Consider the following 18170-nt stretch of genomic DNA (forward strand, 5'->3'; position numbering starts at 1 on the left):
GGGATGCCCGCACCGCTGACCCAGGAGACCCTCGTCCGCGCCCCCAAGGTGCTGCTGCACGACCACCTGGACGGCGGGCTCCGGCCGCAGACGGTGCTGGAGCTGGCCGACGCGATCGGCTACACCGGCCTGCCGGCCGACGACGCGGAGTCCCTGGGGGCCTGGTTCCGCCAGGCCGCCGACTCCGGCTCGCTGGTCCGCTACCTGGAGACGTTCGCGCACACGGTCGCCGTCATGCAGACCCCCGAGGCCGTGCAGCGGGTGGCCCGGGAGTGCGCGCTGGACCTGGCTGCCGACGGCGTCGTGCACGCCGAGGTCCGGATGGCCCCCGAGCTGCTCACCGCGATGCCGATCGAGGCCGCCGTCGAGGCGATGCTCGACGGCTACGCCGCCGGTGCCCGGGAGGCCGGCACGATCGGCGTCGGTGCGCTGCTGTGCGCCATGCGCCAGGCCGACCGGTGGGACGAGGTGGCCGGCCTCGTCGTCCGCTACCGCGACGCCGGCGTCGTCGGGTTCGACCTGGCCGGCCCGGAGATCGGGTTCCCCGCCGACCGGCACCCCTCGGCCATCGCCGCCCTGGACGCCGCCGGCGCCCACCGCACCATCCACGCCGGCGAGGCGGACGGGGTCGAGAGCATCCGGGGTGCCCTGGACGGCGCCCGCGCGGAGCGGCTGGGGCACGGCGTCCGGATCGCCGACGAGGTGCCCGAGGACGGCGGTCCGCTCGGCCCGCTCGCCCAGCGCGTGCTCGACGAGCAGGTGACGCTCGAGGTCGCGCCGTCGTCCAACGTGCAGACCGGCGCCTACTCCTCGCTGGCCCGACACCCCGTCGGCCGGCTGCACCGCCTCGGGTTCGCCGTCACCCTGAACACCGACAACCGCCTGATGAGCGGGGTGTCGGTGAGCAGCGAGTTCGCCGCCGTCGTCCAGGCGCACGGCTGGACCCGGGACGACGTGCAGACGGTGACCGAGCGCGCCGTGGCCGCCGCCTTCCTGGACGAGGCCGACCGCGCCCGCCTGCTGGCGCGCGTGCGCGAGGGGTACGCCGCACTGCCGGGGTGATCACCCCCACGGGTCCGCGGGAATGCCGGAGCCCGGATCGCTGCTAACCTGGGCGAGTCGGCGTTCGCCGGCCACACCTCCCGGGCGGTTCTGCCCGGGGTAGAGCGCATCCGTGCAGACCTCCCGCGTCACCGCAGACGCATCCTGGGGTCGCCCAGTGAGTCCCGCCCCCCAGGCGGGCCCGGCACTACATCACGGGACGCGCCCGATACGCATCGGAGTCCCCGCTTGTCCTCGTTCGACACTGTCGACACCAGCACCACCGTTCCCACCGACGCCCCCGAGGCCGTCGAGACCGCCCCGGAGCCCACCGGCCCCTCGTTCGCCCAGCTCGGTCTCCAGCAGCAGCTGGTCACCGCCCTGGAGCGCAAGGGCATCAAGCACCCCTTCGCCATCCAGACGTCGGCCCTGCCCGACGCCATGGCCGGCCGCGACGTCCTCGGCAAGGCAGCCACCGGCTCGGGCAAGACCCTCGCCTTCGGCCTGCCGCTGCTGCACCGCCTCGGCCAGGACGTCCAGCAGGGCCGCCGCGCCCCGCGCGGGCTGGTCCTCGTGCCGACCCGTGAGCTCGCGCAGCAGGTGCACGACGCGCTGGCCCCGCTGGGCCAGTCCAACGGCGTGCAGCTCGCCGCGGTCTACGGCGGCGCCTCGATGTACCGCCAGATCCAGCAGCTGCGCCGCGGCGTCGACGTCGTCATCGCGACGCCGGGCCGCCTGCAGGACCTGATCAACCAGGGCGAGTGCTCGCTCACCGACGTCGAGATCTCGATCATCGACGAGGCGGACTTCATGTCCGACCTGGGCTTCCTGCCCGTGGTGAAGGAGCTGCTCGACCAGACCCGCTCCGACGGCCAGCGCCTGCTCTTCTCGGCCACCCTGGACGGCGAGGTCGACAGCCTGGTCCGTCGCTACCTCAAGGACCCGGCGCGCCACTCGGTCGTCACCGCGGCCGACGCCGCCCCGCCGGCCGAGCACCGCGCCTACAGCGTGTCCTTCCCGGACCGCCTCAAGGTCACCGAGCAGCTCGCCGCCCGCCCGGGCCGCACGATCATCTTCGTGCGCACCCAGCACGGCGCCGACCGGCTCGCCGACAACCTGCAGCAGGTCGGCATCAAGGCCGAGCCGATCCACGGTGGTCTGCCGCAGTCGGCCCGCCGCCGCGCGCTCGAGGCGTTCACCGACGCCCGCTCGCCGGTCCTGGTCGCCACCGACGTCGCCGCCCGCGGCATCCACGTCGACGACGTCTCGCTGGTCGTGCACTACGACCCGCCGGCCGACCACAAGACCTACCTGCACCGCTCCGGCCGCACCGCGCGCGCCGGTGCCGCGGGTGTCGTCGTGTCGCTGCTGCTGCCCGACCAGGTGGGCCAGGCCAAGCGCCGGTTCCGCCAGGCCGCCATCAACACCGACGTCTCCCGGATCCGTCCGGGTGACGCCCCGATCGCCGAGCTGGTCGCCTCCGGCGTCCACGTGGAGCCGGTCGAGCGCCCCGTCCGCCCCTCGCGGGGTGGCCAGGGCAGCGGCCGCCCGCGCCGGGACGGCGACCGTCGTCCCCCGCGTCGGGACGGCGACCGCCCGGCCCGCTCCTTCGGCGACCGTCCGGCCCGCCCGGCCGGTGACCGGCCCGCCTACGGCGAGCGCACCGAGCGCCCCGCCTACGGCGACCGCCCGGTCCGCTCGGACCGCCCCGCCTACGGGGACCGTCCCGCCCGCCCGTCGGGTGACCGGCCCTCCTACGGCGACCGGCGTCCCGGGGGCTCGCGTCCCCAGGGCGGCGGCGCCGGTGGGCGCCCGCCGCGCCCGGCCCGCTCGTTCTGAGCTGATCCACCGCTGACGGCCGGTCCCCCCACGGGGGGACCGGCCGTCGGTCGTCGTGGGCCTCCTGCAGGGGGTTGATCATCGTCATCTGCAGGCCGGACGCGCCGTCCGACGGCGTGCCACCCCTGCACCTGACGATGATCAACAGCCGCCGGGCGGCATGGCCGCCGCGGCCACGGGTCCCGCCCCCGGGGAGGCTGCTCCCCGGGTCCTTCTTCAGTCGCGGAAGACCAGGGCGGTGCTGATCTCGCGGACCAGCTCGTCCCAGGGACCGGTCAGCACGGCGGCGTCCTCGGCCCGCAGCGCCGCACCGGGGGTGGCCTCCGCGCGGGCGGCGGCCTGGCCCAGCGGGGTGCCCGGGGCCAGCAGCGCGTCGACGCGCTCGAGCCGGGCGTACTCGGCCAGGTCCCGGACGCCCTCCAGGGGCTGCACGAGCACGCTGTGGTCGACCAGCCCGGCGGCGCCGTCGGCGACCTCGGCGAGCACCTCGGCCACCTCGACCAGGTCGTAGCGGTCCTGGTCCACCGGCAGCGGCAGCGTGTCGGTGTCGGCCACCTCGGGCCAGGAGGCGACCTCGGTCAGGTCGTGGTCCTCGTCGCCGCGGACGAAGGCCCGCAGCTCCGCCGGGGTGCCGAACAGGTAGACCTCGCGGTCGGCGCCCAGGAAGCGGGAGTCGTCCTCGACGTAGCAGCGCAGGGTGAGCCCGGCGCCCTCGGGGACGACGACCTCGACGGGCAGGATGCCGACGCCCTCCCAGAACCCGGCCGCGGCGGCCACCGCGGCGGGGTCCACCGCGACCCGGCTGCCGCTGCTGATCGCGCTGGTGGGGGTGGCCGCGGCGGTGTCGCCCTCGACCACCTCGATGTCGTCGTCCTCGTCGCTGTCCTCGTCGTCCCCGGCCGGCTCGACGGCGGCCGACTCGCTGGCCGAGGGGTACGCGTCGAGCTCGGTGGTGCCCGCGCCGGTCCAGTCCAGGTGTTCGTCGAGCTCCTCGACGACGTCCTCCCAGAGCTCGTCGACGGCGCCGCCGAGGCGGATCCAGGCGTCCTCGCCGGCCCGGCCGACGAAGGCGTCGATGCCCAGGCCGAGCATGGCGACCTCGGGCTTGGCCATCAGCTCGGCGACGGACTCGAAGGCGGTGTCGTCCTCGTCCTCGTCCTCGTCGTCGTCGTCCTCGTCGTCCTCGTCCGGGGCGGTGTCGCAGACCTCGGCCAGCCGGCCGACGATCTCGAACGTCGCGGCGAGCTCCTCGACGGCCCAGCGGTCGGGGTTCTCGGCCATGACGTCGTAGACGCCGTCCAGGTCGTACCGGTGGTCGTCGTCGGGGGTGACGTCGGCGGCGTCGAGCCCAGCCACGACCGGCCACACGGGGTGGTCGGCCAGGTCGTGGTCGGTGCGGGTGCGGCAGAACGCCGCCAGCGCCGCGGGGGAGGGGAACAGGTGCACCACGGAGGTGTCGCCCTCGGTGCCGCCGAGGAACGCCTGCCACTCCTCGCCGTCCTCCTCCCACGGCGGTGCCCACAGGGTGTAGCCCGTGCGGTCGTCGAGGGTGAGGGCGATGGGGACGATGCTGGGCCTGGCCACGGGCACATCCTGCCGTGTCCGGCTGGGATCAGCCCTGCGGGTCCACCGCAGGCACGGAGCGCTCCCGCCAGACGGTGGCGACGAGGACCGCGGCGGCGACCATCACGGCCACGCCGATGCCGGCCGCGACGTCCATGCCGGCGCTGAACGCGGCCCGCGCGCTGTCGGCCACCGCGGTCGCGGTGCCGCCGGGCAGGCCCTCGGCGACGTCCACGGCGCCGCCCAGCGTGCTGGCTGCGGCCCGCTGGCCGGCGTCCAGACCCTCGGGCAGCACGAGCCGGGCGGTGTAGACCGCGCCCAGGACGCTGCCCAGCACCGCGACGCCCAGACCGGTGCCGAGCTCGTACGCGGTCTCGCTCACGGCGCTGGCCTGGCCGGCGCGCTCGGCCGGCGCGGCGGTGAGGATGGCGTCGTTGGTCAGCGTCTCGGACAGCCCGGCGCCGGCGGCGACCAGGCCGAACGCCACGACCACCAGCGCGACGCCGGAGTCGGGCCCCAGCCGGGTGGCGACGACGTAGCCCGCAGCACCCAGCAGCAGACCGGCCACCACCAGCCAGCGCACCGGGGCGACCTTCGCCAGCGGGACGGCGGCTAGCCCGGCCAGCACCGAGGCGACGAGGCCGGGCACCAGGAGCAGGCCGGCGTCCAGCGGGCTGACGTCGAGCACGAGCTGCAGGTACTGCGAGGTGAGCAGCAGCAGCCCGGTCAGCGCGGCGATGCTGAGCAGGTTGGCGCTGATCGCCGCGCTGACCACCCGGGAGCGGAAGAGCCGCAGGTCCATCAGCGGGTCGGGGCCGGTGAGCTGGCGCCGGACGAACGCGACACCGCTGGCCACGCCGACCACCCCGGCGGCGACCCCGGCCAGCGGCGCGGAGCCGGCGGCGAGGGTCTTGATCGCGTAGACCACCGGCAGCATCGTCGACAGCGACAGCCCGACGCTGACCGGGTCGAGCCGGCCGGGGGAGGGGTCGCGGCTCTCGGGCAGCAGGACGGGGCCGACCACCAGCAGCAGGGCGAGCACGGGGACGTTGACCAGGAAGACCGAGCCCCACCAGAAGTGCTCCAGCAGCCAGCCGCCCAGGATCGGGCCCAGGGCGGCGCCGCCGGAGAAGCCGGCCGCCCACACCGCGATGGCCAGGCGGCGCTGCTGCCGGTCCAGGAACAGGTTGCGCAGCAGCGACAGGGTGGAGGGCATGAGCGCGGCGCCGAACAGGCCCTGCAGGGCGCGGGCGGCGATCAGCCACCGGACGTCGGGGGCGTAGGCGGCCAGCACGGAGGCGATGCCGAACCCGGCGGCGCCGATCAGCAGCATGCGGCGCCGGCCGAACCGGTCGCCCAGGGTGCCCGCGGTGATCAGCAGGCCGGCCAGCACCAGCGGGTAGACGTCGACCGCCCACAGCAGCTCGGTGCCGGTGGGCACCAGTGCGCGGGTGATGGACGGGACGGCGAAGGTCAGCACCGTGCCGTCCACGGACACGAGCAGGACCGGGAGCATCAGGACGAGCAGGCCCGTCCACTCCCGTCGTCCGGCCCGGGGGGTGCTGGCGTCGACCGCCGCGGCGGTCGGGGTGGTGCTCATGGTCCCTCGATCAGTCGGTGTGGTTCGTACCGTCCAGACGGTACAGTAATCGACCATGGCCAGACCGTCGAACCGCGACCGCGTGCTGGACGCCTACGAGACCCTGCTGGTCGAGGGGGCCGGGGCCACCGTCACCCTCGACGCGGTGGCCGAGGCCGGCGCGGTGTCCAAGGGCGGGTTGCTCTACCACTTCCCGAGCAAGGACGCGCTGGTCGACGGCCTGGCCGACCGGCTGCGGTCGCGTGCCGCCGAGGACGTCGAGCGGCTGCGGGCGGCACCCGAGGGCCCGGTCGCCTACTGGGTCCGGACGGCGAACGAGGACGTGGCGGCCGGGCTGTCCCGCACCTACCAGGCCCTGCTGGGGCTGGCCGGCACCGGTCAGCCCAGTGCCCGCCGGGCCATCGCCGACGTCGAGCGGGGCTGGACGGCGGCCCTCGAGGAGCTCATCGCCGACCCCGTGGTGGCCCGGCTGGTCCGGCTGGTCGGCGACGGCCTCTACCTGGAGGGCCTCACCGGGCTGCCCGGCGCCGCCGACGACTCGGAGCTGGTCGCGGTGCTCGAACGCCTCGCCCGCCCCTGACCGCCGGTCACACGCCGATCGGGTGCCACACCGTCTTGGTCTCCAGGAACGGGGTCATCCGGGACAGGCCGGGGTCGGCGGTCCAGTCCGGCTCCTCGGACGGGGCGCGCAGCACCCGCTTGAGGCTGCCGGCCGCCGAGCGCTCCAGCTCCATGGCCGCCGTCCCGGTGCTGCCGGCCAGGTCGATGCCGTCGACGTCGTCGTGCTCGGCCAGCCAGGGGCCGATCTCGCCGGCGTCCCCGGTGAGCAGGTTGGCCACCCCGCCGGGCACGTCGGACGTGGCCAGCACCTCCGACAGCGTGATCGCCGGCAGCGGGCGGTCGTGCGAGCTGACCACCACGGCGGTGCAGCCGGTGGCCAGCACCGGGGCCAGCACGCTGACCAGGCCGAGCAGCGACGAGCGCTGCGGCGCCAGGACGGCGACCACACCCGAGGGCTCGGGCACCGAGAAGTCGAAGAACGGGCCGGCGACCGGGTTGGTGCCGCCGAGCACCGAGGCCAGCTTGTCGGTCCACCCGGCGTACCAGACCCAGCGGTCGACCGCGGCGTCCACGGCGGCCCGGGCCTTGGCGGCCGACAGGCCCTCGCCGGCCGCGACCTCCTCGGCGAACTGGGCGGCGCGGCCCTCCATCACCTCGGCGACCCGGTAGAGCACCTGGCCGCGGTTGTAGGCGGTGGCGGCCGACCAGCCGGCGAAGGCGCCGCGGGCGGCCACGACGGCGTCCCGGGCGTCCTTGCGCGAGGCCCACGCGGCGTTGGCCAGGAACCGGCCGCGGCCGTCGGTGACCTCGTAGGTGCGGCCGGACTCCGAGCGGGGGAACTTCCCGCCCAGGTAGAGCTTGTAGGTCTTGCGGACCTCGAGGCGCTCGGGCATCAGGACTCCTTCAGGTACGCGCGCAGGCCCAGACGGCCGCCCTCGCGTCCGTAGCCGGACTGCTTGTAGCCACCGAAGGGCGACGTCGGGTCGAACTGGTTGAACGTGTTGGCCCACACCACGCCGGCCCGCAGCTGGTTGGCGATCGACAGGATCCGCGAACCCTTCTCCGACCAGATGCCGGCCGACAGCCCGTAGGTGGAGTTGTTGGCCTTGGCGACCGCCTCGTCCGGCGTCCGGAAGGTCAGCACCGACAGCACGGGGCCGAACACCTCGTCGCGGGCGATGCGGTGCGCGGGGGAGACGTCGGTGAAGACGGTCGGCTTGAACCAGAAGCCGCGGTCGGGCAGCTCGCCGGCGGGCTGCCAGGGGTGCGCGCCCTCGGCCTCGCCGATGTCGACCAGCTCCCGGATCCGGGCCAGCTGCTCGGCGGAGTTGATCGCGCCGATGTCGGTGTTCTTGTCCAGCGGGTCGCCGACCCGCAGCGTGCCGATCCGGCGCTGCAGCGAGGCGATGACCTCGTCGTGCACCGACTCCTGCACCAGCAGCCGGGACCCCGCGCAGCAGACGTGGCCCTGGTTGAAGAAGATGCCGCGGACGATGCCCTCGACGGCCTGGTCGACCGGTGCGTCGTCGAAGACGATGTTCGCCGCCTTGCCGCCGAGCTCCAGGGTCAGCACCTTCTGCGTCCCGGCGACGGCGCGGGCGATCTGCTTGCCCACCTCGGTCGAGCCGGTGAAGGCGACCTTGTCCACGTCGGGGTGCTCGACGACCGCCCGGCCGGTGTCGCCGGCGCCGGTCACGATGTTGACCACGCCCGGGGGCAGGTCGGCCTGCTGGCAGATCTCCGCGAACAGCAGCGCGGTCAGCGGGGTGGTCTCGGCCGGCTTGAGGACGACGGTGTTGCCCGCCGCCAGGGCCGGGGCCACCTTCCAGGCCAGCATCATCAGCGGGAAGTTCCACGGGATGACCTGGCCGGCCACGCCGTGCGGGCGGGGGGCGGCGCCCAGGCCCACGTGGTCGAGCTTGTCGGCCCACCCTGCGTGGTAGAAGAAGTGCGCCGCGGCCAGGGGCACGTCGACGTCGCGGGACTCGGTGATCGGCTTGCCGTTGTCCAGGGTCTCCAGGACCGCGAACTCCCGGGCGCGCTCCTGCAGCAGGCGGGCGATCCGGAACAGGTACTTGCCGCGGTCGGCCGGGCGCATCGGGCCCCAGACCCGGGTGAACGCCCGGCGGGCGGCCCGGACGGCGCGGTCGACGTCGGCGTCGGTGCCCACCGCGATCTCGCTGAGCACCTCCTCGGTCGCCGGGTTGACCGTCTTCAGGGGGGTGCCCTGGCCGGGGGTGAACTCGCCGTCGACGAACAGGCCGTAGCTGGGCTGAAGGTCCACGATCGAGCGGGACTCGGGGGCGGGGGCGTACTCGAAGAGGCTCATCAGTCGACGCTCACGTGGTCGGGGCCGGAGTAGTGGCCGGTGCGGAGCTTCTGGCGCTGCAGGAGCAGGTCGTTGAGCAGGCTGGAGGCGCCGAACCGGAACCAGTCGGGGGACAGCCAGTCCTCCCCGACCACCTCGTTGATCATCACCAGGTGCTTGACGGCGTCCTTGGTGGTCTTGATGCCGCCGGCGGGCTTGACGCCGATCTGCACGCCGGTCGCGGCGCGGAAGTCGCGCACCGCCTCGAGCATCACCAGGCAGACCGGCAGGGTCGCGGCGGGGGAGATCTTGCCGGTGGAGGTCTTGATGAAGTCCCCGCCGGCCAGCATCGCCAGCCACGAGGCCCGGCGGACGGCGTCGTAGGTGCGCAGCTCGCCGGTCTCCAGGATCACCTTCAGGTGCGCGGACCCGCAGGCCTCCTTGACCGCCACGACCTCCTCGAACACGTCGAGGTAGCGGCCGGACAGGAACGCGCCGCGGTCGATGACCATGTCGATCTCGTCGGCGCCGTTGGCCACGGCGTCCCGGACGTCGGCGAGCTTGACCTCCCGGCTGGCCCGGCCCGACGGGAAGGCGGTGGCCACGGCGGCGGTGTGGATGCCGGTGCCGGCCAGGGCGTCGGACGCCACCCCGGCCAGGTCGCCGTAGACGCAGACCGCGGCCACGGCGGGGCAGCCGGGGTCGGTCGGGTCGGGACGGCGGGCCTTGGCGGCCAGCGAGCGCACCTTGCCCGGGGTGTCGGCGCCCTCCAGCGTGGTCAGGTCGACCATCGAGATGGCGGTGTCGATGGCCCAGGCCTTCGCCGTCGTCTTGATCGAGCGGGTGCCCAGCTGGGCGGCCCGGGCCTCGGCGCCGACCTGGTCCACGCCCGGCAGGCCGTGCAGGAAGGCGCGGAAGGCGGCGTCGGACCGGGTGACGTCGGCGAACGCGTCGGGGGCCCCCCGGGGCGGTGGCCCCGGGACGTCGCCGAGCGCGGTGGGGTCCAGCACGTGCGTCATGCCGCCATCATCCCCGATGCCGCCGACAGGACAGCTGCCTGCCGCTACGGTGACCGCCGTGCAGCTGACCGTCGTCGACCACCCGATCGCCCGCGCCCGACTGACCCGGATGCGCGACGAGCGCACCGACAACGCCGCGTTCCGCGCCGCGCTGCGGGACCTCACCGAGTTGCTGGTCTTCGAGGCCACCCGTGAGCTGGCGGTGGAGGAGTACGAGATCACCACCCCGGTGACCACGACGACCGGCTACCGCCTCGCCGCGCCCCCGCTCATCGTCCCGGTGCTCCGGGCCGGTCTCGGCATGGCCGACACGGCGCACTCCCTGCTGCCGGAGTCCCAGATGGGCTTCGTCGGGCTGGCCCGCAACGAGGTCACCTTCGAGCCCGAGGCCTACATGGCGTCGCTGCCGGAGTCGCTGGTCGGCCGCGAGGTGTTCGTGCTGGACCCGATGCTGGCCACCGGCGGCTCGCTGGTGCACTGCTGCTCGCTGCTCACCGCGCGCGGCTGCACCTCGATCACCGTGCTGTGCGCGCTGGCCGCCCCCGAGGGCCTCACCCGGCTCGAGGAGTCCGGGCTGCCGCTGCGGGTCTTCACCGCCAGCGTCGACGTCGAGCTCAACGACAACGCCTACATCGTCCCGGGCCTGGGCGACGCCGGCGACCGCCAGTTCGGCGCCGTCTGATGCGCTTCGCCGTCCTGGGCAGCGGGTTCTGGGCCACCGAGGTGCACGCCGCGTCGCTGGCCGAGCACCCCGACGCCGAGCTCGTGGGCATCTGGGGCCGGGACGCCGGCAAGGCGCAGGCCGCCGCCGCGCGGTACGACGTCCGCGGCACCGACGACCTGGACGCGCTGCTGGCCGACGTGGACGCCGTGAGCATCTCGGTGCCGCCGTCCGTGCAGCCCGACCTCGCTGTGCGGGCCGCCGAGGCCGGCTGCCACCTGCTGCTGGAGAAGCCGGTCGCGATGGCGGTCGCCGACGCCGACCGGGTCGCCGCGGCCACCGCGGCGGCCGGGGTCGCCTCGGTGGTCTTCCTGACCTACCGCTTCCGGACGTCGGCGACCACCTGGCTCGAGCAGGCCTCCCGCTCCACGCTGGTGGGCGGCGCGGTGACCTGGCTGGCCAGCACCTTCGCCGCCGACAGCCCGTTCCGCGGGTCGCAGTGGCGGGCCGAGCCCGGCGCACCGCTGTGGGACCTGGGCCCGCACGCCCTCTCGCTGCTCACCCCCGTGCTGGGGCCGGTGGTCGCCGCGCAGGGCAGCCGGGCCGCCGACGGCACCGTGAACGTGATCCTGGAGCACGAGGCCGGGCAGACCAGCACGCTCACGCTCTCGGCGACGGCCTCCCCGCTGTCGGCCGGCGAGGAGTTCTGGGTGCACGGCGACGCCGGTCGCCTGGTGCTGCTGCCCGAGGAGGGCCGCACGGCCCACCTGGCGCACGCGGTGGCGGTCACCGAGCTGCAGGCGGCCGCGCTGACCGGCGGGGCGCACCCGTGCGACGCGGCGTACGGCGCCGAGCAGGTCCGGGTGCTGGCCGCCGCCGAGGCGGCCATCGCCGCGGGGGCGCGGCAGCAGGTCTGATGGCCGGGTCCTGGTACCTGCCGCGCGGCCGCATCCCGCGGCAGCGGTGGTGGCTGGGTTACGTGGTGGCGTTCGTGCTGCTCGGCCTGCTCACGACCTGGGTGGACCGGACCTGGTTCCCCGACGCCTTCCCGCAGGTCCGCGGGGACGACGGGTTCGACGTGCTGTGGCCCTTCCCGGACACCGGTGGACCGGTCACCGCGGTGACCGGCCTGCTGCTGCTGGTCCCGAACGTCGGCGCGCTGGTCTGCCGGCTGCACGACCGGGACCACTCGGCGCTCTGGCTGCTGTGGTTCCTCGTGCCCCTGGTCGGCTGGCTCGTGCTCGTCGTGACCGTGGGCTTCCTGCGGGGCACCTCGGGTGCCAACCAGTACGGTCGTCCACCGGGGACCGGGTCGGAGGGGGCGTCGTGGAGTTCGTGAACTGGTACGTGCGGCGGGGCCGCATCGACCGCCGGGTGTTCTGGCTGCACTACGTGCTGCCGACCACCCTCCTGACCATCCTGGCCGTCGGCGTCGACCTGTCCTTCGGCGACACCAACCTGATGGCGGTCGCCGAGGGCCGCGAGACGGTGCTCGAGCTGGGCGGGGCGACCACCGTCATCGGCTACCTGACGATCCTGCCGACGCTGAGCTCCCAGTCCGCGCGGCTGCACGACCTGGGCCGGTCGGCCTGGTGGCTGCTGCTCAACGCCGTCCCGCTGTTCGGGCAGCTGGCGCTGCTGGGCATCTGCGGCTTCGTGCCCGGCCAGCCCGTCGCCAACCGGTACGGCCCGCCGACGACCGGGCCGGCCGTGGCCGGGCCCGCCGTCGCCCCGGACCAGCCGTGGGTCCCCGGTCCGGCGGACCGGGCGCCGGACTACCCGCCGTCGGACTGGCGCTGACCCCGGGCGGTCACAGCCCGAGGGCGGTCGACATCTCCGAGCGCAGGCGCGCCAGGTCGGCCGTGCCCTGCGCGCGGGCGGCGTCGACACCGTCGGCCACCTCGACGACGGACTGCAGGTAGGCCTTGAGCTTGGGCTCGGTGCCGCTGGGCCGGACCACCACGCGGACGCCGTCCCCGGTCAGCCGCACGCCGTCGACGTCGGGGAGCAGGTCCTGCGCCGCCACCGGCCGGCCGAGCAGCTCGGTGGGCGGCGCGGCGCGCAGCCGGGCCATCGCGTCGGTGATCAGCGACAGGTCGGTCACCCGCACCGACAGCTGACCGGTGGCGTGCAGGCCGTGCTCGGCGGCCAGCTCGTCGAGCCGGTCGAGCAGGGTGCGCCCGTCGGCGGCGAGCTCGGCGGCCAGCAGGGCGACGGCGAGCGAGGCGGAGATGCCGTCCTTGTCCCGGGCCACCTGCGGGGCGACCGCGTAGCCCAGCGCCTCCTCGTATCCGAAGACCAGCGGCGCCGCCGGCGTGCCGGCCCGGATGATCCACTTGAACCCGGTCGGGGTCTCCTCGGTGGGCTGGCCGTGCGCGGCGGCCACCTCGCCCAGCAGCGACCCGCTGACCAGGGAGCGGGCGTAGGTGCCCGCGACGCCGCGGCGGAGCAGCCAGTCACCGAGCAGCGTCCCGACCTCGTCGCCGGTCAGCTGCCGGCCACCGCAGACCACCGAGCAGCGGTCGGCGTCGGGGTCCTCGGCCAGCGCGACGTCGGCGCCGACCCGCTCGGCGAGGGCGACCAGCAGGTCCACCGCGCCGGGCTCCTCCGGGTTCGGGAAGGCCACGGTCGGGAAGTCGGCGTCCGGGTGCTCCTGCTCGGGCACCGCGTGCAGCTCGGCAAACCCGGCGGCGCGGAAGACGGCGCGGGTGGTCGCCGTCCCGACGCCGTGCATCGCGGTGCAGGCGATGGTCAGGTCCCCGCGGCCGGGGACCCGCTCGGGCTGCACCGCGGCCACGACGGCGGCGACGTAGTCGGCCTCGACGTCGTCGCCGAGGGTCTGCCAGTCGTCGGCCCGGGGCAGGTCGCGCGCGGGTCCGACGGCCGCGATCGCGGCCTCGATCTCCCGGTCGGCCGGGGGCACCAGCTGCGCGCCGTCGCCGAGGTAGACCTTGTAGCCGTTGTCCTGCGGCGGGTTGTGGCTGGCGGTGACCATGACACCGGCGACCGCGCCCAGGTGGCGGACGGCGAAGGACAGCACCGGCGTGGGCAGCGGGCGCGGCAGCACCTGGACGGCGAACCCGGCGCCGCTGAGCACCTCGGCGGTGACCCGGGCGAACTCGTCGGAGCGGTGCCGGCCGTCGTAGCCGACCACCACGCCCTGCCCGCCGCGCCCCTGGTCGGCCAGGTACCGGCCCAGCCCGGCGGCGGCGCGGGCGACCACGGCGGCGTTCATCCCGCCCGGGCCGGCCCGCAGCGGACCGCGCAGGCCGGCGGTGCCGAAGGTCAGCGGCCCGGCGAACCGGGCGGCGAGCTCGGCTGCGGCGTCGGGGGACTCGCCGGCGTCCAGCAGGTCCTGCAGCTCGGCGGCGTCACCGGGGTGCGGGTCGGCCGCGATCCAGTCCTGGACGGCCGCCCGGTCGACCACGGTCATGCCTGCTGGGCCCGGGCCGCGACCGCGTCCACGGCGAAGTCGGGTCCGGCGTACTCACCGCCGACCCGGTCGAACTCCACGGTGCCCGGGGTCGGCTCGCCGTGCGCGGCGGTGATGGCCGCGGCGTAGGACTCGGCGTCGTCCACCGGGTCGTAGCCCAGCGCCCGGGCGCTGGTCAGGTCCCACCAGCCGCGGGTGTTGGCCGACACGCCCCAGACCACGGCGAAGCCGGGGGAGGGTGCGGTGAGGGCCGCGTCCACCAGGCCGACGGTGTCGGTGGGGGACAGCCAGGTGGACAGGTGGCGCGGGGCCATCGGCTCCGGCAGGGCCGAGCCGATGCGCAGGCAGACGACGTCCAGGCCGTACCGGTCGACGTAGAGGGAGCCCAACGCCTCCATGGTCACCTTGGACACCCCGTAGTAGGTGTCCGGCCGGGGCTGCGCGTCGGTCTGCGCGTTCTCCGACCGCGGGGACATCCCGGTGGCGTGGTTGCTGCTGGCCAGCACGACCCGCGGCACGCCGGCCAACCGGGCGGCCTCCAGCGCGACGTAGGTGCCCTGGATGTTGGCGTGGCTGATCGCCGCCCAGGAGGACTCGGTGGCGATGCCGGCCATGTGCACCAGGGCGCCGGCGCCCTGTGCGGCGGCGGTGACCGCGGCCAGGTCGGTGGCGTCGGCGACCAGGTGCTCCTCGCCCGGGCGCGGGTCGGTGATCGGGACGACGTCCAGGCTGCGGACCGCGTGCCCGCGCTCGGGCAGCCCGGCACGCAGCAACCGGCCGATGTAGCCGGCCGCGCCGGTGACCAGCACGGGGCCGGTCACGAGCGGCCGATCAGGTCGATGAGGAAGGCACCCAGCCGGGTGGCCGCGGCCTGGCCGGCGGCGAGGACCTCGTGGTGGTCCAGCGGCTGGCCGGTCATCCCCGCCGCGGCGTTGGTGACCATCGACAGGCCGAAGACCTCCAGGCCCTCGGCGCGGGCGGCGATGGCCTCCAGCGCGGTGCTCATGCCGACCAGGTCGGCGCCGAGGGTGGTCAGCATGCGGATCTCGGCGGGGGTCTCGAAGTGCGGGCCCGGGAGGGCGGCGTAGACGCCCTCGACCAGGGACGGGTCGATCTGGCGGGCCAGCTCGCGCAGCCGGGGGGAGTAGAGGTCGGTGAGGTCGACGAACCGGGCGCCGACCAGCGGCGAGCGGGCGGTGAGGTTCAGGTGGTCGCTGATCAGCACCGCCTGGCCCACGGCGTGCTGCGGGGAGAGCCCGCCGGCGGCGTTGGTCAGCAGCACGGTGCGCACCCCGGCGGCGGCCGCCGTCCGGATGCCGTGCACGACCGGCTCGACCCCGCGGCCCTCGTACAGGTGGGTGCGGCCGAGGAACAGCAGCACCCTGTGGTCGCCGACGACGACCGAGCGGATCTCCCCGCCGTGCCCCTGCACGGTCGGCGCGGCGAACCCGGGCAGCTCGCCGATGCCGACGCTGGCCAGGATCTCGCCGAACGCGTCGGCGGCGGGTGCCCAGCCCGACCCCATGACGACGGCGGTGTCGTGGCCCTCGCCGAGCGCGGCGACGAGGTCCTCGGCGGCGCGGGCGGCCAGGGCGGCGGGGTCGGTGGGGGAGGTCTCGGTCGGCTGGCTCACCCCCGGCACGCTAGCGGAGGGGACCGACAGCAGGCCCGCTGTCCGCGGCGCTCCTACACTCGCCCGGTGCAGATCCCCTTCACCTCGTCGGAGCGCGCGAGCCTGGGGGTCGAGTGGGAGCTGCAGCTCATCGACCGCGAGACGCGTCAGCTCACCTCCGGTGCCACCGAGATCCTCGCCGAGCTCAAGCCCGACGACGCCGACGAGCACCCCAAGGCCAAGCACGAGCTCCTGCAGTCGACGATCGAGATCATCACCGGTATCTGCGGCACGGTGGCCGAGGCCAAGGCCGACCTCGCCGGCACGCTGGCCGAGGTCGTCGCGGCGGCCGACCGGCGGGGGCTGGGCGTGATGTGCGCGGGCACGCACCCGATCACCGACTGGCAGACCCAGCAGATCAGCCCGAAGGAGCGCTACGAGCAGCTCATCGAGAAGATGCAGTGGCTGGCCCGCCGGCTGCAGATCTTCGGCGTCCACGTGCACGTCGGCGTCCGCTCGCCGGACAAGATCATCCCGATCGTCAACGCGCTGACCCAGTACGTGCCGCACTTCCTGGCGCTGTCGGCGTCCTCGCCGTACTGGGTGGGTGCCGACACCGGCCTGGCCAGCGCCCGGTCCAAGGTGTTCGAGGGCATGCCCACGGCGGGGCTGCCCTACCAGCTGTCGGGCTGGGACGGCTTCGAGCGCTACATGGAGACGCTGATCTCCACGCACGCCATCGAGAGCGTCCGCGAGGTGTGGTGGGACATCCGCCCGCACCCGGACTTCGGCACCGTCGAGCTGCGGATCTGCGACGGGCTGCCCACCCTCGACGAGATCGGCGCGGTCGCCGCGCTCAGCCAGTGCCTGGTCGAGCAGTTCGACCGCGAGATCGACCGCGGCTACACGCTGCCGGTGCCGGCGAGCTGGGTGCTGCGGGAGAACAAGTGGCGGGCGGCCCGCTACGGCCTGGACGCCGAGATCATCGTCGACGACCGCGGCACCGTGCAGCCGGTCCGGGAGGCCCTGCGCGACCTGGTCGACCAGCTCACCCCGACGGCCAAGAAGCTGGACTGCCTGGACGAGCTGCACGACGTGCTGCGGATCCTGGAGGTCGGCGGCTCCTACCAGCGCCAGCGTGCGGTGGCCGCGGCCCACGACGGGCGGCTGGAGCCGGTGGTGGACAGCCTGCTGGCCGAGCTGGTGGACGGCCTGCCGACGGCGCCTGCGTGAGCGCCGCCGACGCCGTCGACCGCTGGGTCGACACCCACACCGACGAGCTGGTCGCCACCCGTCGACACCTGCACGCGCACCCCGAGCTGGGGTTCGCCGAGCACGAGACCACCGCGTACCTGGAGCGCCAGCTGCGCCGAGCCGGGCTGACCCCGCAGCGGCTGCCCGGGGGAACCGGTCTGGTGTGCGACATCGGTTCCGGGGGGCCGGTCACGGTGCTGCGGGCCGACATCGACGCGCTGCCGCTGCCCGACCTCAAGGACGTGCCCTACGCCTCCACCCGCGCGGGGCTGTGCCACGCCTGCGGGCACGACGTGCACACCACCGTCCTGCTCGGGGTCGCCCGGGCGCTGGCCGCGCAGGGCGACCTGCCGGGCACCGTGCGGGCGGTGTTCCAGCCCGCCGAGGAGCAGGTGCCCGGCGGCGCGCTGCAGGTGCTCGAGTCCGGGGCGCTGGACGGCGCGACCCGGGCCTTCGCCCTGCACTGCGACCCCTCGGTCCCGGTCGGCCGGGTGGGCCTGCGCACCGGCTCGATCACCGCCGCCTGCGACCGGCTCGAGGTCACCCTGACCGGCCCCGGCGGGCACACCGCCCGGCCGCAGCTGACCGTCGACCTGGTGCACGCCCTGGCCCGGGTGGTCACCGAGGTGCCCGGCCTGCTGGGTCGACAGGTCGACCCGCGCGCGGCGATGTCCCTGGTCTGGGGCGCGGTGGGCGCCGGCGTCGCGGCCAACGCCATCCCGGAGACCGGGTCGCTGCGCGGCACCGTGCGGGTGCTGGACCGCGAGGTCTGGGACGCAGCCGAGGGGCTCGTCCGCCGCCTGGTCCACCGGGTGGGCGAGGACTCCGGGGCGACGGTCGCGGTCGAGTACGTGCGCGGCGTGCCCCCGGTGGTCAACGACCCGCGCGGGGTGGCCCTGCTGCGGTCGGCGGCGATCGAGACCGTCGGCGGCGAGGGCGTGGTGCTGTCCCCGCAGAGCATGGGCGGGGAGGACTTCGGCTGGTTCGCCGAGCGGCTGCCCATCGCGCTGGCCCGGCTGGGCACCCACGGCGGCGGCGACCCGCTCGACCTGCACCGCGGCACGTTCGACGTCGACGAGCGGGCGATCGGCGTCGGCGTCCGGCTGATGGCCCGGACCGCCCTGCACTCCCTGGCCGCGGACGCCGCAGCCCCCTCCCGCGCCGGGACGGTGTGACGGTCGCGACAGCCGGTCCGGGCGCCGTCGTCGGTGGCGTCCGGTAGACACATCGGCGACGCCCACCCCGGCGTTGCACACAGCAGGAGAACGGTGATTCGACG

Annotated in this window: 17 protein-coding genes; 9 read left to right on the top strand and 8 right to left on the bottom strand. The window is 75.1% G+C overall.

The window, feature by feature from the left end; all coding sequences use genetic code 11:
• The first annotated feature begins 3 nt into the window (after positions 1-3).
• Both UXQ13_RS01855 and UXQ13_RS01860 read left to right on the top strand, forming a co-directional pair.
• Positions 4-1062, top strand: a complete 1059-nt coding sequence (locus tag UXQ13_RS01855; RefSeq protein ID WP_336391711.1) for an adenosine deaminase — start codon at positions 4-6, stop codon at positions 1060-1062.
• Between the two features lie 228 nt (positions 1063-1290).
• Positions 1291-2880, top strand: a complete 1590-nt coding sequence (locus tag UXQ13_RS01860) for a DEAD/DEAH box helicase (protein ID WP_336391712.1) — start codon at positions 1291-1293, stop codon at positions 2878-2880.
• 216 nt (positions 2881-3096) lie between these two features.
• Here the strand turns inward: UXQ13_RS01860 and UXQ13_RS01865 are convergent, their stop codons facing one another.
• Positions 3097-4464, bottom strand: a complete 1368-nt coding sequence (locus UXQ13_RS01865) for a hypothetical protein (protein WP_336391713.1) — start codon at positions 4462-4464, stop codon at positions 3097-3099.
• A 28-nt stretch (positions 4465-4492) separates the two neighbouring features.
• Positions 4493-6043, bottom strand: a complete 1551-nt coding sequence (locus tag UXQ13_RS01870) for an MFS transporter (protein WP_336391714.1) — start codon at positions 6041-6043, stop codon at positions 4493-4495.
• Between the two features lie 55 nt (positions 6044-6098).
• Between UXQ13_RS01870 and UXQ13_RS01875 the strand changes: the two genes are divergently transcribed.
• Positions 6099-6623, top strand: coding sequence for a TetR/AcrR family transcriptional regulator (locus tag UXQ13_RS01875; RefSeq protein ID WP_336391715.1), 525 nt, complete (start codon positions 6099-6101; stop codon positions 6621-6623).
• Between the two features lie 7 nt (positions 6624-6630).
• On the opposite strand, the gene UXQ13_RS01880 is transcribed toward UXQ13_RS01875, so the two are convergent.
• Genes UXQ13_RS01880 through deoC form a run of 3 tightly spaced genes read right to left on the bottom strand, consistent with a single transcriptional unit; the run spans position 6631 to position 9931 of the window.
• Positions 6631-7497, bottom strand: a complete 867-nt coding sequence (locus UXQ13_RS01880; RefSeq protein ID WP_336391716.1) for an aldehyde dehydrogenase family protein — start codon at positions 7495-7497, stop codon at positions 6631-6633.
• Positions 7497-8933, bottom strand: a complete 1437-nt coding sequence (locus UXQ13_RS01885; RefSeq protein WP_336391717.1) for an aldehyde dehydrogenase family protein — start codon at positions 8931-8933, stop codon at positions 7497-7499. Before UXQ13_RS01885 ends, UXQ13_RS01880 begins: the two co-directional genes overlap by 1 nt.
• On the bottom strand, positions 8933-9931 hold the full coding sequence (gene deoC, locus UXQ13_RS01890) for a deoxyribose-phosphate aldolase (protein ID WP_336391718.1): 999 nt from the start codon (positions 9929-9931) through the stop codon (positions 8933-8935). The genes UXQ13_RS01885 and deoC overlap by 1 nt, the downstream gene beginning before the upstream one ends.
• 58 nt (positions 9932-9989) lie before the next feature.
• Between deoC and upp the strand changes: the two genes are divergently transcribed.
• The 4 genes from upp to UXQ13_RS01910 are packed head-to-tail and all read left to right on the top strand — an operon-like array spanning position 9990 to position 12392.
• Positions 9990-10613, top strand: a complete 624-nt coding sequence (upp, locus tag UXQ13_RS01895; protein WP_225234628.1) for a uracil phosphoribosyltransferase — start codon at positions 9990-9992, stop codon at positions 10611-10613.
• A complete protein-coding gene (locus UXQ13_RS01900) occupies positions 10613-11509 on the top strand; it encodes a Gfo/Idh/MocA family protein (RefSeq protein WP_336391719.1) in 897 nt (298 codons plus the stop codon). The genes upp and UXQ13_RS01900 overlap by 1 nt, the downstream gene beginning before the upstream one ends.
• Complete coding sequence (locus UXQ13_RS01905) at positions 11509-11931, top strand: DUF805 domain-containing protein (RefSeq protein WP_336391720.1); 423 nt, start codon at positions 11509-11511, stop codon at positions 11929-11931. Before UXQ13_RS01900 ends, UXQ13_RS01905 begins: the two co-directional genes overlap by 1 nt.
• Entirely contained in the window at positions 11919-12392 is a 474-nt protein-coding gene (locus UXQ13_RS01910) for a DUF805 domain-containing protein (protein WP_336391721.1), read from the top strand. Before UXQ13_RS01905 ends, UXQ13_RS01910 begins: the two co-directional genes overlap by 13 nt.
• A gap of 10 nt (positions 12393-12402) precedes the next feature.
• Here the strand turns inward: UXQ13_RS01910 and UXQ13_RS01915 are convergent, their stop codons facing one another.
• Genes UXQ13_RS01915 through UXQ13_RS01925 form a run of 3 tightly spaced genes read right to left on the bottom strand, consistent with a single transcriptional unit; the run spans position 12403 to position 15658 of the window.
• Positions 12403-14025, bottom strand: a complete 1623-nt coding sequence (locus UXQ13_RS01915; protein WP_336391722.1) for a phospho-sugar mutase — start codon at positions 14023-14025, stop codon at positions 12403-12405.
• The gene (locus tag UXQ13_RS01920; RefSeq protein WP_336391723.1) at positions 14022-14846 is read right to left on the bottom strand and encodes an NAD-dependent epimerase/dehydratase family protein; all 825 of its coding nucleotides are present in this window, start codon (positions 14844-14846) and stop codon (positions 14022-14024) included. Before UXQ13_RS01920 ends, UXQ13_RS01915 begins: the two co-directional genes overlap by 4 nt.
• Entirely contained in the window at positions 14843-15658 is an 816-nt protein-coding gene (locus tag UXQ13_RS01925; RefSeq protein ID WP_336391724.1) for a purine-nucleoside phosphorylase, read from the bottom strand. The genes UXQ13_RS01920 and UXQ13_RS01925 overlap by 4 nt, the downstream gene beginning before the upstream one ends.
• A gap of 66 nt (positions 15659-15724) precedes the next feature.
• Here UXQ13_RS01925 and UXQ13_RS01930 point away from each other — a divergent pair, with 66 nt between their 5' ends.
• Together UXQ13_RS01930 and UXQ13_RS01935 are read left to right on the top strand one after the other, a co-directional pair.
• On the top strand, positions 15725-16870 hold the full coding sequence (locus tag UXQ13_RS01930; RefSeq protein ID WP_336391725.1) for a glutamate--cysteine ligase: 1146 nt from the start codon (positions 15725-15727) through the stop codon (positions 16868-16870).
• Positions 16867-18066: an amidohydrolase gene (locus UXQ13_RS01935; protein ID WP_336391726.1), complete on the top strand. Its 1200-nt coding sequence runs from the start codon at positions 16867-16869 to the stop codon at positions 18064-18066. Before UXQ13_RS01930 ends, UXQ13_RS01935 begins: the two co-directional genes overlap by 4 nt.
• The last annotated feature ends 104 nt before the right edge of the window (positions 18067-18170 follow it).

It is taken from the genome of Klenkia terrae (assembly GCF_037083865.1).
GTDB classification, from domain to species: Bacteria; Actinomycetota; Actinomycetes; order Mycobacteriales; family Geodermatophilaceae; genus Klenkia; species Klenkia terrae.